Origin of the sequence: Methanoculleus methanifontis (genome assembly GCF_030464365.1) — an archaeon.
In the GTDB taxonomy this organism is placed as follows: domain Archaea; phylum Halobacteriota; class Methanomicrobia; order Methanomicrobiales; family Methanoculleaceae; genus Methanoculleus; species Methanoculleus methanifontis.
Genome location: NZ_VCYI01000017.1, coordinates 40700 through 54398 on the forward strand (window position 1 = coordinate 40700; position 13699 = coordinate 54398).

16 protein-coding genes and 1 other RNA gene are annotated in these 13699 nt (G+C 63.6%); 10 read left to right on the top strand and 7 right to left on the bottom strand.

Annotation, left to right across the window (positions count from 1 at the left end):
* Positions 1 to 229 precede the first annotated feature (229 nt).
* The gene (locus tag FGW20_RS11665; RefSeq protein ID WP_301678262.1) at positions 230 to 439 is read right to left on the bottom strand and encodes a hypothetical protein; all 210 of its coding nucleotides are present in this window, start codon (positions 437 to 439) and stop codon (positions 230 to 232) included.
* Positions 440 to 931: 492 nt separating this feature from the next.
* On the opposite strand from FGW20_RS11665, the gene FGW20_RS11670 reads away from it, so the two are divergent.
* The 5 genes from FGW20_RS11670 to FGW20_RS11690 all read left to right on the top strand — a co-directional run bounded on the left by FGW20_RS11670 (position 932) and on the right by FGW20_RS11690 (position 5698).
* The gene (locus FGW20_RS11670) at positions 932 to 2581 is read left to right on the top strand and encodes a SulP family inorganic anion transporter (protein ID WP_301678263.1); all 1650 of its coding nucleotides are present in this window, start codon (positions 932 to 934) and stop codon (positions 2579 to 2581) included.
* Positions 2582 to 2629: 48 nt separating this feature from the next.
* A complete protein-coding gene (locus FGW20_RS11675) occupies positions 2630 to 3643 on the top strand; it encodes an AI-2E family transporter (protein WP_301678264.1) in 1014 nt (337 codons plus the stop codon).
* A 58-nt stretch (positions 3644 to 3701) separates the two neighbouring features.
* On the top strand, positions 3702 to 4316 hold the full coding sequence (locus FGW20_RS11680; protein ID WP_301678265.1) for a DUF2238 domain-containing protein: 615 nt from the start codon (positions 3702 to 3704) through the stop codon (positions 4314 to 4316).
* A gap of 42 nt (positions 4317 to 4358) precedes the next feature.
* Positions 4359 to 4751: a SpoIIAA family protein gene (locus FGW20_RS11685; RefSeq protein ID WP_301678266.1), complete on the top strand. Its 393-nt coding sequence runs from the start codon at positions 4359 to 4361 to the stop codon at positions 4749 to 4751.
* A gap of 80 nt (positions 4752 to 4831) precedes the next feature.
* Positions 4832 to 5698: a PHP domain-containing protein gene (locus tag FGW20_RS11690; RefSeq protein ID WP_301678267.1), complete on the top strand. Its 867-nt coding sequence runs from the start codon at positions 4832 to 4834 to the stop codon at positions 5696 to 5698.
* Positions 5699 to 5889: 191 nt separating this feature from the next.
* On the opposite strand, the gene cls is transcribed toward FGW20_RS11690, so the two are convergent.
* Complete coding sequence (gene cls / locus FGW20_RS11695) at positions 5890 to 7323, bottom strand: cardiolipin synthase (protein ID WP_301678268.1); 1434 nt, start codon at positions 7321 to 7323, stop codon at positions 5890 to 5892.
* 128 nt (positions 7324 to 7451) lie between these two features.
* On the opposite strand from cls, the gene FGW20_RS11700 reads away from it, so the two are divergent.
* The 4 genes from FGW20_RS11700 to FGW20_RS11715 all read left to right on the top strand — a co-directional run bounded on the left by FGW20_RS11700 (position 7452) and on the right by FGW20_RS11715 (position 10194).
* Positions 7452 to 7847, top strand: coding sequence for a SpoIIAA family protein (locus FGW20_RS11700; protein WP_301678269.1), 396 nt, complete (start codon positions 7452 to 7454; stop codon positions 7845 to 7847).
* 34 nt (positions 7848 to 7881) lie between these two features.
* Positions 7882 to 8907: a hypothetical protein gene (locus tag FGW20_RS11705; RefSeq protein WP_301678270.1), complete on the top strand. Its 1026-nt coding sequence runs from the start codon at positions 7882 to 7884 to the stop codon at positions 8905 to 8907.
* Between the two features lie 12 nt (positions 8908 to 8919).
* Positions 8920 to 9229, top strand: an RNA gene (gene ffs / locus FGW20_RS11710) — signal recognition particle sRNA.
* Between the two features lie 11 nt (positions 9230 to 9240).
* Entirely contained in the window at positions 9241 to 10194 is a 954-nt protein-coding gene (locus FGW20_RS11715) for a malate dehydrogenase (protein WP_301678271.1), read from the top strand.
* 25 nt (positions 10195 to 10219) lie between these two features.
* Here the strand turns inward: FGW20_RS11715 and FGW20_RS11720 are convergent, their stop codons facing one another.
* From FGW20_RS11720 to FGW20_RS11730, 3 genes are read right to left on the bottom strand one after another with little or no spacing between them, the layout of a single operon-like run.
* A complete protein-coding gene (locus tag FGW20_RS11720) occupies positions 10220 to 10474 on the bottom strand; it encodes an elongation factor 1-beta (RefSeq protein WP_301678272.1) in 255 nt (84 codons plus the stop codon).
* A gap of 2 nt (positions 10475 to 10476) precedes the next feature.
* Entirely contained in the window at positions 10477 to 10641 is a 165-nt protein-coding gene (locus FGW20_RS11725; protein ID WP_437178578.1) for a zinc finger domain-containing protein, read from the bottom strand.
* Between the two features lie 45 nt (positions 10642 to 10686).
* Positions 10687 to 11289 carry an amino acid kinase family protein gene (locus tag FGW20_RS11730; RefSeq protein ID WP_301678273.1) on the bottom strand — a complete coding sequence of 201 codons (603 nt, stop codon included), beginning with the start codon at positions 11287 to 11289 and terminating at the stop codon, positions 10687 to 10689.
* 40 nt (positions 11290 to 11329) lie between these two features.
* On the opposite strand from FGW20_RS11730, the gene FGW20_RS11735 reads away from it, so the two are divergent.
* The gene (locus FGW20_RS11735; RefSeq protein ID WP_301678274.1) at positions 11330 to 13006 is read left to right on the top strand and encodes a phospholipase D-like domain-containing protein; all 1677 of its coding nucleotides are present in this window, start codon (positions 11330 to 11332) and stop codon (positions 13004 to 13006) included.
* 4 nt (positions 13007 to 13010) lie between these two features.
* Here the strand turns inward: FGW20_RS11735 and FGW20_RS11740 are convergent, their stop codons facing one another.
* Together FGW20_RS11740 and FGW20_RS11745 are read right to left on the bottom strand one after the other, a co-directional pair.
* Positions 13011 to 13328: a transcriptional regulator gene (locus FGW20_RS11740; protein ID WP_301678275.1), complete on the bottom strand. Its 318-nt coding sequence runs from the start codon at positions 13326 to 13328 to the stop codon at positions 13011 to 13013.
* Positions 13325 to 13558, bottom strand: a complete 234-nt coding sequence (locus FGW20_RS11745) for a winged helix-turn-helix transcriptional regulator (protein ID WP_301678276.1) — start codon at positions 13556 to 13558, stop codon at positions 13325 to 13327. The genes FGW20_RS11740 and FGW20_RS11745 overlap by 4 nt, the downstream gene beginning before the upstream one ends.
* Between the last annotated feature and the right edge of the window lie 141 nt (positions 13559 to 13699).

Here is a 13699-nt window from a genome sequence, read left to right on the forward strand (position 1 = left end):
CTTGCTTTCCGGGATTACTACACTCAGAGATTGTCCCGAAATGCCTCTGCCGGGAGGGGGACACCCCCTCCCGTTCCCTCCCTCGCGGGGCGATATCCAATGGGAAGCCGTGTCAGTAACTTTGACTCAATATACTGTTCAATTGTCTAAAAACGTGTGTAAGAGCGCTCTGAATCATGTTAATATTTGATTATTACATGCTTTTGGGATGTGCTCTCAATCAACCGGTCTACAGTGAATCCTCCCTCCTCCGGCACCCCAGAACCCCTGCAACGGCCGCACCGAGATCCCTCTCAACCGAGACCCTGCGCTCCCGGGTATAGTCGCCGCTCCCGCGGGAGTAACTCCGGACGAACCGTATCGCACCGGCAGGCCCGAGGCTCTTCACCAGCGCCTCAAACCCCCGGGTCCGGATCTCGTCAAGCGTCTTCGCTCCCATCGGCAATCCACCTCCATGAGCCGCTGCGCAGGATTGTATACCCAGATAGGGATCTATCCGATAATAACCCTGATGAGAACATCATCCGTCGTGAGCAGTACAGCACCGGCACTCTCAGCAGGTGCAAGGTGCAGAACATCTTCTCCCGAACCGGCACCTGCCCCTTATGGTCTAGTGGGACGACTTCGCCTACCCACGGCGACGTCATAACCAGCTAGACCATAAGCTCACGCCAGAAGTCGGCTGCATACAAGGCCCAACAGTCGTTCCACGCAAGTTTGACCGGGCTCTCGACCCACGGCCCACTCCATCTGTCCTCGCCTTGCCAGGGCGACGTCATAACCAGCTAGACCACGAGCCCATTATGCCCCCACCGGGGGAATCCGCCTCATCCCGTTGAACTATCCGGAGATCCCGGATAGTTGCCCGGCACCTCACCCGAAGACCGACCGGGGGGCAACCTATATCCCGCACCCCGCACCCTCACCGAGCATGTCTGCCGGCGGACCGGACTGGAAGAAGAGCCTCCCGGCCGACCTCGTCGCCGGGACGACCACCGCGCTCGTCGGCATCCCGCAGGGGATGGGGTTCGCCCTCGTCGCTGGGGTCAACCCCATCTACGGCCTCTACACCGCCGCGTTCTCGACCGCGATCGGGGCGTACCTCACCGGCTCCACCTACCTCAAGGTGATGCTCTCAAACGTCCTCGCGGTCTCGATCTACTCCGTCCTCGCGCCGGTGCCGCAAACCGACGTCCCGGCCACCCTCTTTGTCCTGACGCTCCTCGTCGGAATCTTCCAGCTTGGGTTCGGGCTCGTCAAAGCAGGCAGCCTGACCCGGTTCGTCTCGAACGCCGTCCTCACCGGGTTCGTCACCGGTGCGGCGCTCCTCATCATCCTCGGCCAGCTCGGCAACCTTACCGGCTACCAGCTCCCGCGGGAAGCCATCCAGATCCTCGCCATCCCCGGCCTCCTCCTCCACGCGGGAGAGATCCAGCCGCAGGCGCTCTTCGTCGGCCTCCTCACCATCGCCCTCGCCCTCGCCTTCCAGCGGGTGCCGCGCCTCAACTCCGTCTCGCTCCTCCTCCCGGTCATCATCGCAGCCCTCCTCGCCTGGATCGCGTTCCCGGAAGTCGCGCTCGTCGGTGATATCGCCGCCATCTCCGCCGGCCTCCCGGCGCCCCTCATCCCCGACATCGCTCTCGTGCCCGGTCTCCTCGTCCCGGCACTCGCCCTCGCCATCATCGGGCTCGTGATGGCCGTCGGGGTCACGGAGACCACCCCCGAGCCGGACGGCAGCATCGCCGACGTGAACCGGGACTTTTCCGGACAGGGAATTACAAACATCCTTACGAGTTTCCTCCAGTGCGCCCCATCAGCCGGCTCCCTCTCCGCGACAGCCTTGAACGTCGCCGCGGGGGCAGAGACCCGGGCGGCAAACCTCATCTCGGGCGTCCTCGTCGGAGCGGTCATCGTCGTCGCCGGACCGCTCGCGGAACTGATCCCGCTCCCGGCCCTCGCCGGGATCCTGATCCTCATCGGCGCTGAACTCATCTACCAGCCCCGCGAGATCACCTGCATCTGGAAGTACTCCCGGCCCGGGCGCTGGGCGATGCTCGCCACCTTCATCTCAACCCAGATCCTCCCGCTCCAGTACAGCATCTACGTCGGCGTCCTCCTCTCGCTTGGCATCTACCTCATCACCTCCACCCGGGAGGCAACCGTGGTCCGCCTCGTCCCGGTCGAGGGAGGGATGTTCCGGGAAGAACCGGCGTCAGAACGGCTCACAGACCACACCCTCACCATCCTCTCCGTCTCCGGGAGCGTCTACTTCGCCACCCTCCGTGCCATCGAGCGGTCGCTCCCGTCCCCGGAAGGGGCTGAGGGTGCCGTCGTCATCCTCGTTCTCCCCCGAAGGATCGAGGCCGGCACCGGGCTCTTTAGGACGCTGGGGCGCTACGCCCGGAAGGTCACGGCCGGGGGGAACCGGTTTATCCTCGCCGAGGTCGATCCCCGGCTCCTTGCGGGACTTGAAGAAGGGGGCGTAGCCGGGGCCATCGGCCCCGGGAACATCTTCCCCGCGACACCGGTCATCGGCGAGTCGCTCCGGGCGGCCATCCGGGCGGTGGAGGCCGGAGCGTGAGAAGCCGGCCGGAAAACTCTTTCTCTGTGGAGCACCCATACCAATCCTGTGAACATCGCCGGAAACCTTCCTCCCCCTGCCCGCATCGCGATCGTCGGGGCGGCGGTCGTCATCGTGCTCGCGGGGATACGAGTGGCCACACCGATCCTCAGCCCGCTCCTCGTCGCCGTCTTCTTCGCCATGATCACCGCCCCCGCCATGAGATGGCTGACCCGCCGGCGAGTGCCCCCGCTCCTCGCCGCCGCAACGGTGGTCGCGGGGCTCATCGGGATCTTCGCCGGGATGATCATCTTCCTCGGTGCGGCCTTTACCGGGTTCATCCGAACTCTCCCGCAGTATCGGGCAAGCCTCGAGGCCCAGGCGGCCGTCCTCACCGACTACGGCATCGATGTCGGCAGCTTCACGGTATGGGACTACATCGACCAGGGCTTCGTCGTCCAGCAGGCGACCGGACTTGTCCGGCAGGTCGGGACCATCGGCATCGACGCCTTCCTCGTCTTCGTCGGGATCGGGTTCCTTCTCCTGGAAGGTCCCCGTCTTGCAGCCGTTCTCTCGCGCAGCCTGGGACCGGAGAGCACCCCCTACCGGCACCTCTCGCAGTCGGGCAAGATCCTCATCGACTACGTGGTGGTCAGGACGAAGGTGAACCTGATCACCGGCGCCGGAACCGGGATCTTCCTCGCCGTCCTCGGGGTCGACTTCGCGGTGCTCTGGGGGTTCATCGCTTTCGTCCTGAGTTACGTCCCCTACATCGGCCTCGTCGTGGCCGCGATCCCGCCCATCTTCCTCGCGTTCATCGAGTTCGGGCCGGCCGGGGCGATTGCCGTCATCGCCGCCATCGCCCTCATCGACGCCGCTGCAGAAAACCTCGTCCTCCCCCGGATGGCCGGGCGGGAACTCGACCTCTCCCCGTTCGTCATCCTCTTCTCCGTCATCTTCTGGGGATTCATCCTCGGTGCGGTCGGGATCTTCCTCGCCATACCGCTGACGATCGCGGTGAAACTCTTCGTCGAGAGTTGGGACGAAACCCGGTGGATCGGGGAGATCATGGGGCAACAATGACCGGCCGGGGTAGGCGGCGGCACAAGATGCTTACGAACCGCCGCCCAACCCGTGATCCATGAAGAGACCGATCGGCCTCTACCTCGCCTACCTCTTCCAGTTCCTCATCGGCGCAAACATCCTCCTCGCGCTCTCGCTCGGCGAATACTCGCAGGTATTTACCGGCGTCATCGCGCTCGGCTTAACCCTGGTCCCCGCCGTCGCCACCCGCCGGTGGAGCATCACGCTCCCCTGGCAGGTCAACCTCCTCATCGTTCTCTCGCTCTACCTCCACATCGCCGGCGAGACCCGGGGATTCTACATGCTCTACTACCCCTACTACGACAAGGTCGCCCACCTCATCTCCGGGATAACCGTCTCGGTGCTCGCCTTCGTCATCGTCCTGCTGCTCGACCGGTTCAGCAGACTGAACCTCTCGAAGTGGATGATCGTCGGCTTTATCATCATCGCCGCGATGGCGATGGAAGGGTTCTGGGAGATCTACGAGTGGCTCTTCGACACCTTCCTCGGCACGAACCTCCAGCACGGGCTCGACGACACCATGCTTGATATGATCTTCGTCCTCATCGGGTCGGTCATCGTCGCGCTTGTCGGGAACCGCTACCTCTCACGGTTCTCAAAGGAGGAGATTACCGATAAATTGGTGGTCCCGGAAGAACCCCCGGCCGAATGACGGCCGGAACCTTTTTTTAATCCGCCCCGGAGAGGGGGCGCCATGCTCGAAGGGATGGCAACAGGTGCGGGGAACGTCGTCGGGTTCCGGTTCGACGGCGAGATGACGGCAGGAGATTACGACGGGACGCTGATCCCGGCGCTCGAGGACGCAAAGAGAAGCCAGCCGGTGCTCCGGATACTTTTTCACATCGTGAACTTTCACGGCTGGAAGTCGCACGGCCACTGGGAGAGGCTCAAGGACTGGCCGGGAATGGAGAAGGTCGATCGGATCGCGATCGTCGGCGGGGAGAAGTGGGAAGAGTGGATGAACCACCTGCCGGGGCTCTTCGTGGGTTTTAGAGGTATCGATGTGCGCTATTTCACCGAAGGTCACCTGGACGCCGCCATCGACTGGCTCCGGGAGCCGATACCGGTCGAACCGGAGGCGGGATAGGTGCCGGTTCCGCCCGTTCCCGGAGAACAGGCAACCCTTTTTCACCCCACGACACCCATTGGTTATCAGACAGAAACCCCATGCAATATTATAAAGACATCGTATTCCAGAAACCCCTGCCCGAAGAGATCCGGCGTCTCGGGCTGCTCCCGGCGGACCTTCACTTCCATACCCGGCACTCCGACTCCCCCACCCGCGTGCGCGATGCATTGAAACTCGCGGCACAGCGAGGGATCGGACTTGCGATCACCGACCACAACCAGGTCGGCGGCGTGGCCGAGGCACAGCGGCAGGGGATCCGGGTCCCCCTCGTCCCCGGGATCGAGGTCAGCGCCAACGACGGCCCGCATATCCTGCTCTACTTCTACTCGGCGTCCGACCTGCGGGACTTCTACCGGCGCCACGTCGAGAGAAACCGGAGGGACGGCCCGTTCACCGCGATACGCCTCGACACCTCCGAGATCCTCGACCGCCGGGAAGGCTACGCCTGCATCGCCGCCGAGGCGCACCCCTGCGGCTACGTTTTCCTGAACCGGGGGGTTGAGCGGTGCGTCGCCGGTGAGTGCATCGGCGAAGAGGTCTTCTCGCGCCTCGACGCCCTCGAGGTAATCTGCGGCGGGATGGCCCGGAGCCACAACCTGAAGGCGGCCGGGCTCGCCGTCGCCCACGATCTCGGGCGGACCGGCGGAACCGACGGCCACCTCCTTCACGAACTCGGGGGGGTCGTCACCTGCGCCGAGGCCGATACCGTGGAAGAGTTCCTGGACGCCATCCAGGCAGAGAAGACCGTCGTCATCGGGCGCGAGCGGCCGCTCTACGAAAAGGCCGTGATGGGGACCGCGGTCCTCCCGCACCACCTCCCCTACACCGTCCCCATCCTCCAGGCCCGGTGGGAGCAGGGCCTCCCCCGGATCAGGAAGTTCGTCGAGGGCCGGCTGAACCGCTGAGAAGGCCGGCACTTCGCGGGGTTTTTTGAGGCGCCGGAGCGCGAGAGGCTTTAGGCTTCGTGTGAGTTAATGGGGTGTGGTGGAAAAGGCCTCACGCGAAGGCGCGAAGGAGACTGTCACCAACAGTCGACCGGACTTCGCGTTCTTCGCGGCTTCGCGTGAGAATATCAGGAAGTGGTAGTGATACGGTCTCACCCGAGCGGCGAGAAGAGGCGCGAGACCGACTCCTTCACCCGAACATCAAGCGGCCGCGCCAGGTAGTCCTCCGGCGTGATCTCGGTGCAGAAAACGAGATCCTCCTCGAACGCCCGCACAAGATCGGCCCCGACGGCCGCGTCGTAGAAGAAGGCGTTCGCCTCGAAATTCAGCCGGAAACTCCGGACGTCCCAGTTCGCGCTCCCGACCGAACCCGCTTTCTTGTCGACGACGATCGTCTTCGCGTGGAGGAACCCGTCATCGTAGGTGTAGGCACGCACCCCGGCATCCAGCAGGTCGCCGATGAACGAAAGGGTCGCCCAGTAGACGAACGGGTGATCGGGCTTGCAGGGGATCATGATCCGGACGTCGACCCCGGAGAGTGCCGCGAGCCGCAGGGCGTCGGCGACGCTCTCGTCCGGTATGAAGTAAGGCGTCTGGATGCAGATCGACTCCCGGGCGGAGTTGATCAGTTTGAGATACCCCTCCTTTATCGGGTTCCACCGGGTATCCGGGCCGCCGGAGACGATCTGGACTGGCGTCGTGCCGGGAGCGCCCTCCTCGGGGGAGCAGCAGTCCTCGAGGCCCGGATACTCGCCGGTCACGTAGTGCCAGTCAAGGAAGAACCGGAGCTGGAGCATCCGGGCGGCTTCTCCCGTGATCCGGACGGCGGTATCGCGCCAGCGGCCGAGCGGCCCCTTCCCGAGATATTCGTCTCCGATGTTGAACCCGCCGATGAACCCTACCGTCCCGTCGATGACGGCGATCTTGCGGTGATTGCGGTAGTTTATCCGGTACACCGAAGGGAAGAAGACGCCAAGCTTCCCGCCCGCGTCCTCCAGTTCAAAGAACGCCTTCCGCGACCCGCCCCCGGCACGGGATCCCATTGCATCGAAGAGGAGACGGACCTCGACACCCTCCCTTGCCTTCTCTGCAAGGGCGCGGACGACCGCCTGCCCGAGATCGTCGTCGTTGATGACGAAGTACTCCAGGTGGATGCTATGGCGTGCTCCCCGTATTGCGGCAAAGAGTGCGTCGAACTTATCCTCGCCCCGGGTGTAGACGTCAACCCGGTTCCCCTCGGTCAGGTAGGCCCGGTTGTTCCGGAGGAGGAGGAAGATTGCGTCGCGGAACTCCTCCGCCGCCGGGGTGCTGAACCGGTGATGGTTGCCGGCGAGCGCCCGGTGCTGTTCCTCAAAGGTCTCCTGGAGAAAACACCGGTCCTCATGCTCCTTGACAACAAACATCCTCTGCCGGGTGTAGTTCTGTCCGAAGAACAGGTAGAGGGCGAACCCGACCGGGGGCAGCAGGAAGAGAACGATCAGCCAGGCCGTCGTCGCTGTCGGGTTCCTCCGCTCGAAGAAGACTATCGTAATGGCGAATATGACGTTGAGCACCAGGATAAACCCTATCGAGAGCAGCAGTTCCACTCAAGAGACCCCCCCGCCGGAACAGGGCGTTCCCGTCTATCTCCCCACAGGGGTATATACATACCCGCGGGGGAGATCACTGCAGGTCAGCCATACCTTTTTTTCTTCAGAGGGCTATAGGGGCACCCATGCTTGACCGGATGAAGGAAAGTTCGGAAAGTGTTCTCGGGTTCCGGTTCGACGGAAAGTTGAGCGAGAGCGATTACGCTACCATTCTTATCCCGGAGCTGGAACGAGCAATGGGAGAAAACCGGAACGTCAGGCTTTTGTTAAAGATCGAAGGATTCCGCAGCTGGAGGCCGGGGGAGGGGTGGGAAGCCTTCAGGCAGTGGCCCGGGCTGGAGCGGGTCGATCGGATTGCCGTCGTCGGCGGAGAGCGGTGGCGGGAATGGATGAACCACCTGCCGGGGCTCTTTGTCGGCTTTAACGGGGTCGACGTGCGCTACTTCCCGGAAACCCGCCTCCGGGACGCCTGGGGATGGCTTCGCGAAGGGCTTGTGGTCGCGACGCCGCGGCCGGCGTGAAACGCCTATATACCGCGGGCTCCAACGCATCGACATGCACTGCCCGGTCTGCGGGCACGACTGCGTCACGGACGCCCGCACACTCTTCGCGGAACTCCCCGGCCGTTTCGCCCCGTGCCCCGACTGCATGGGACTCGTCTACGATAAGAGGAGCCCTCCGCCCGATATCGATACGGCAGAACCCTGCCCCTCCTGCGGAAAACGGTTCATCGACGAGGTCTTCGCCCACGTATACCGGGTGATGGCCGCTGAAGGAGACCTTGCCGGGAACGAACCCCTCGCCGCCGCCGGAACACCGCTCGTCCATCCCGGGTTCGCCATGCGCTCCGCCCCCTACCTCCCGCCCGATTCACTCGTCCTCCTCTCCCGGTCGGCAGGGGAGCGTGCCGCCGCCTGCCTGGTCGCCGAGGTCCCGGAGGTCCGGGGCGTCGTCAGGACGGGTGCCGGAGCACCGGGGATCAGCGATACCGATGCCGAACCCGCCGGCCACACCCTCCTTGCCGGGTGCGACGTCCGGGCCGACATCTTCCCGACCCGCGCGGGACCGATCGCCGTCTACAAACAGCAGTCCGCCCTGCACGTCGAGTTCCCCCGGGGCCGCGACGAGAAGATCCTCTCGCTCGAGCGTGAGATTGATCGGTACCGTCCCCGGACGTTCGTCGACGCCTGCTCCGGCGCCGGGACACTCGGCCTCGCCGCCGCGCGGGCGGGAGTGACCCGCGTGATCGCGAACGACGCCTGGTACGCGGCTGCATTCTGGACCGCCTGCAACTTCGAAATGAACCGGGAAATTCTCGGAATCGGGGAGGTGGCGATGCACCAGTCATACGACGACCTCCGCCGCCGGCCGGTCGCGCGGGACCCCGTTCTGGTCGCTACCGCCGCCGGCGCGCGGGAGATCGAGGTCTACCAGGGCGACCTGCGACTGCTTTTGGCCGTCCTGCCGCCGGACATCGATCTTACCGCCCTCGACCTCTTCGAGAAGGCGGACGCCGGGAAGGTCGAAGAGATCACCGGGGCCTGGCGGGCTCAGGTGGGCGGAGCTATTTTTATCCCATAGACTCCAGTATATACGGGGACTAGCCTGGGTGGCTCGGCGTCACCTGTTACCCGAAACCGTCGTCGGCGGGGGGCGAAGTCTGAGGAAGGCCGCAGCGGCTTGCAGGAGCCGTTGCGTCCCGACGGAGAAGCCTCGTCCCATGAGGTCGGCGGAAAGGTATCAAAGTCCCGGAGGGGGCGGCGACCTTTTGCCGCGGGTACCGGTTCAGGCCCGGAAGGGAGCAGACTTACCGTGGACGTTCGGCGCCCATGGGGTTGCGGGGTGGAGGAGGGATGCTGCGGTGAATGCTTGTGCGCACGGTCGACCAAGGACGTGTCCCCAACGGCGATTTCCATGGCAAAAGTAACAATTCTTGGGGCTACAGGGAACGTCGGCGTATTTGCGGCCCACACCGTATCCGAGATCCCGTACGTCAGCGACATGCTGCTCGTCGGGAGGCCCGGACGCGAGGATTTTCTCGCAGGCTGCTGCCGTGACCTATCCGACTCGTTCGCTGCACGAGGTACCGACGTCCGCCTATCCTACAGCACCAGTATTCTCGACGCAAAAGACTCGGATGTCGTCATCTGCACGACAGGGATGCCCCGCCGTCCAGGACAGGACAGGAACGATCTCGCCTTCGAGAACGCAAAGATTATTGCCGAAACCGCCGAAACGATCGGCCGGTCTTCGCCCGACGCCATTCTCTTTCTCGTAACGAACCCCGTCGACGTCATGACCGCCGTCGCCCTGAAATACTCGGGGCTCCAGCCGAGACAGATCTTCGGTCTCGGGACGCATCTCGACTCGATGCGCCTGAAATCCTTGATCGCGCATTACTTCCGGGTCCACGTCAGCGAGGTGCACACCCGTATCATCGGCGAGCACGGCGACAGCATGGTTCCGCTCTGGTCGGCGACGACGATCGGCGGCATCCGGATCACGAACCTGCCCACCTTCTCGGGGCTGCCCGTGCAGGAGATGATCGAGACCGTCAAAACGAGCGGCGAGACGATCATCAGGGATAAGGGTTCCACCGTCCACGGGCCGGGAGAAGCGATTGCAACCCTGGTAAAGGCGATCCTCGGAGACGAGAACCGCATTCTCACCGTCTCAAGTTACATCAAAAGCGAGATCCACGGGATCGGCGATGTCTGCATCGGCGTGCCCGCCCGCATCAACCGCGACGGCGTCTTTCCGGTTCCGCTCAGCCTCGAAGAGAACGAAGTCGCCGGGTTCCGCGAGTCGGTCAGGAAGATCCGCAAGGTCACTGCCGACGTGATGGAACGGCTTGAAGAGGCTCGCTAATAAAAGTGGGTATCGGGATTCCCACTTATACAAGAGTGGATTCGACGATCTCGGCGCTTCCGACGCCTTCTATCTTCTGAAGCGCCGCTTCGACCTCATCGGGAGCCCCGGCGCTGTCGGGAACGACTACGGCGGCTTTCAACGCCACGAGACCGAAGCCGATTGGTTCTTCCTGGATATCCTCGACCGGAACAGCCGCCTTGATCGCCGCTTTGAGCGCTTCACGGTCGACTTCCGGGGATTCCGGCATGATCTTCACAATAATGGCTACGTTTCCCATGGTTATGGCCCCTGGAACCCGCACACCGGGCATGTATACCCTATGCTCTGCTCCCTGCACCGGTAACACCGGTTGATCTCGTGCGCGCACACCGGGCACGGGAACCGGGTGGAACCTTCATCAGCCAGTGTGGCGTTGCAGGAGGTACATCGGTCTCTCGCTATCATCGTTGCTTCCTCGAATGTTAACCTATCATATCGCTGCCGCAGCAATTAAAATCTCGGATCAACGAGCGTCCCGACGACCGGTTCGTCACGGAGCGCACGGCGGACGCGATCGTCGTGCCTGCCGTTCACCACCCGGGCCCGGAGATTGTGATCGAAGACGAACCGGATGAACGTGGGATCGACCTCGTCGGAAGTGAGCGTGGGATCCTCGACGCGTGCAAGGAACTTGCGGTGACGATGGATGCCGTCGGCCGATTTCAAGAGGAGGAGATCGGCCGAGAGTTCGCGAGCGACCCAGGCGGCGATGGTGTCGGAGGTGACGTCCCATGAGTGGGGGAGGGGATCGGCCCTGCGAAGGGCGCAGTACGGAAGCAGAACCGTCACCTCCACAGGAAGCGCAAGGGTGGAGGTTGCCGGGATCCCATGCGAGGCGATATACCACGCAAACTGCTCCATGCCGGCGATCGCCATCCAGTGGGCGGCGTCCTCGGAGACGTCGAGCCGCCGGACGAGATCGGCGAACTTCCCACCCCCGGGCACGATCAGCACCGGGCGCCCGGCCTCCCTGAAGAGGTCGAGCAGGGGGACGACCCGGTCGAAGAGGCTCCCCCCGACCTTGACGACCAGCGGGGATTCTAGCGGTGTCATATCGCTCTGCTATTAAACTCGAAAAGACATAACCCTGCGTATGCGCCGGATCGCCGCCGTCATCCTGTTCCTCTGCCTCCTTGCCGGCACGGCCGGGGGTATTCAGATCGTGGAGTTCTGTCCGGACCCCTACCTGTCCGGCGACCCCGACGAGTACCTGGTGATCGAGGGGACGGGGATCCTCGACGGCTACGTCCTCTCGGACGGTGAGGGCGGCTACCGGTTCCCGCCGGGAACACGGATCGACGGGCGACTGGTGGTAGCGAAAAGCGGGCCGGCGTTCGAGCAGTCGCACGGCTACCTCCCCGACTTCGAGATCCAGGAGCGGACACCGGCTGTGCCGGACGTGATCCCAAACGGAAACCTCCAGATGGCAAACCGGGCGGACGAGCTCTTCCTCTACCACAAAACAACCCTCGTCCAGCAGATCGCCTGGCCCGGCGACGTCTGCGCCCGGGAAGGGCAGATTCACTACTTCAAGGACGGCGTCTGGGACCCGCGCCCGCTCTTTATCGGCCAATCCTGTTTCGCGCCCGAAACATTCGAGGGTGTTGCGGTGACCGCGTTTGCCGCCCCGGACTGTTCATACGAGGTCTTCTCGGCGGCCGTCGCGGAGGCGGAGCGCGAGATCCTGGTGAATGTCTACGAGTTCACCGACGAAAAGATGGCAAAAGACCTCATCTCTGCCCGCGAGCGAGGGATTGCCGTGACCGTCCTCCTCGAGGGCGGGCCGGTGGGCGGCGTCTCGGCGGAAGGGCGTGCGGTCGCGGGCGCCCTCAACCGGAGCGGTATCCCGGTTCTTTCGATGACGACGACAGATGCCGCCCACGCGAAGTACCGCTACGACCACGCCAAGTACCTCATCATCGACGGGAGCACCGTTCTCCTCGGGAGCGAGAACTTCAAGCCCGGCGGCTACCCGGCAGCGGGGCTGCAGGGCAACCGCGGGTGGGGCGTCCTCCTCGAGGACACGGGACTCGCGGCCTACTTCCGGGAAGTCTTCCTCTTCGATGCGGGGGGTGGCGACATCGTCCCGCTCGAAGGGACGGCAGCCGAACTCTACACGCCCTGGGCGCCCGACTACACGGTCGAGTTCACCCCCTGCCGAGCGGAGGGGGCGCGGGTGACCCCGGTCGTATCCCCGGATACGAGCGTCCTCATCCTCGAACTGATCGAGGGGGCGAAGGAGAGCATCGCGATCGAGCAGGCCTACATCACGAACGAGACGGCCTGCGACTTCAACCCCTACCTCGCAGCCGCAATCAACGCCTCCCGGCGCGACGTCTCGGTGCGGGTGCTCCTTGACTCCGTCTGGTTCAACACCGAGGGCGATGCGGACAACGACGAGATGGTTGAAGTCATCAACCGGCTTGCCGCGGCCGAGGGGCTGCCGCTCGAAGCCCGGCTCGCCGACCTCGAAGCGAACAACCTCAACAAGGTCCATAATAAGGGCGTCATCGTCGACGACCGGGCGGTGCTCGTCAGCAGCATCAACTGGAACGCCAACTCACCGGCGTTCAACCGGGAAGCGGGCGTGATCATCGAGCACCCCGATATCGCCGCGTACTACGCCGCCGTCTTTGAAGACGACTGGAACGCTTCGAACAAGAGTGAAGCGAGCGGCGCTCCGGGAACCGACAGGCTCAAAATAGCGGCGGCGGCATGTATACTCGCCGCGCTGACAGGACTCTACCTCTACCGGCGGAAGCGCACCTGAAACGTCACTGTTTGCCGATAAGGTCGGCGGAGCGGCAGACGTCGCAGATGGTTATCGTCCCTTCGCCCGAGGCGACGGCGGAGACCCATCTCTCAATGACCGATTCGAGGGTTTCGGGAAACTCTTCCCGGTTGAACCCGCGCTTCCGGCTCATGTACTGCGATATCGCGGCCCTGCTGATCCCGAGGCGTTTCGAGGCCTCGCTCTGGCTGATCCCGCGCTCGTTCACCAGGCGGTAGACCATCTCGGCACGCATCTGCGGAAGCAGCCTTCGCGCAAGGGTGTCGCACCGCATGATGTCGCAGGAGAACGGCTCGGTCATTGCACAGACACCATCTGGGAGTCTTTGTACTCGTAGAGGATCTGCCGGGCATCTCTGAAGTTGAACTTCTCCACGATCATATCGTTGTCTTTGAGTCGCTTTAAAGCATAGCGGACGGTGCGGGGGGCAAGGCTGCTGAGGCGGACGAGCTCCTTGTGGGTTAGGGCGCCCCCACCCTCGAGCAGGAGGAGGATCTTTCTCGAGGACGGGGGAAGGTTCACATCATCCATGTAGGATAGTTAATGCTGTTAACATATCAAACTGACGGAAGTTATTAGCCCGGACGTCGATAGGGTTTACCATGCTGGAACGGCAGGAGAAAACGGCACTTGCCGTCCTCGTATGCGTCATCGGGATCGTGCTTGCGGTGC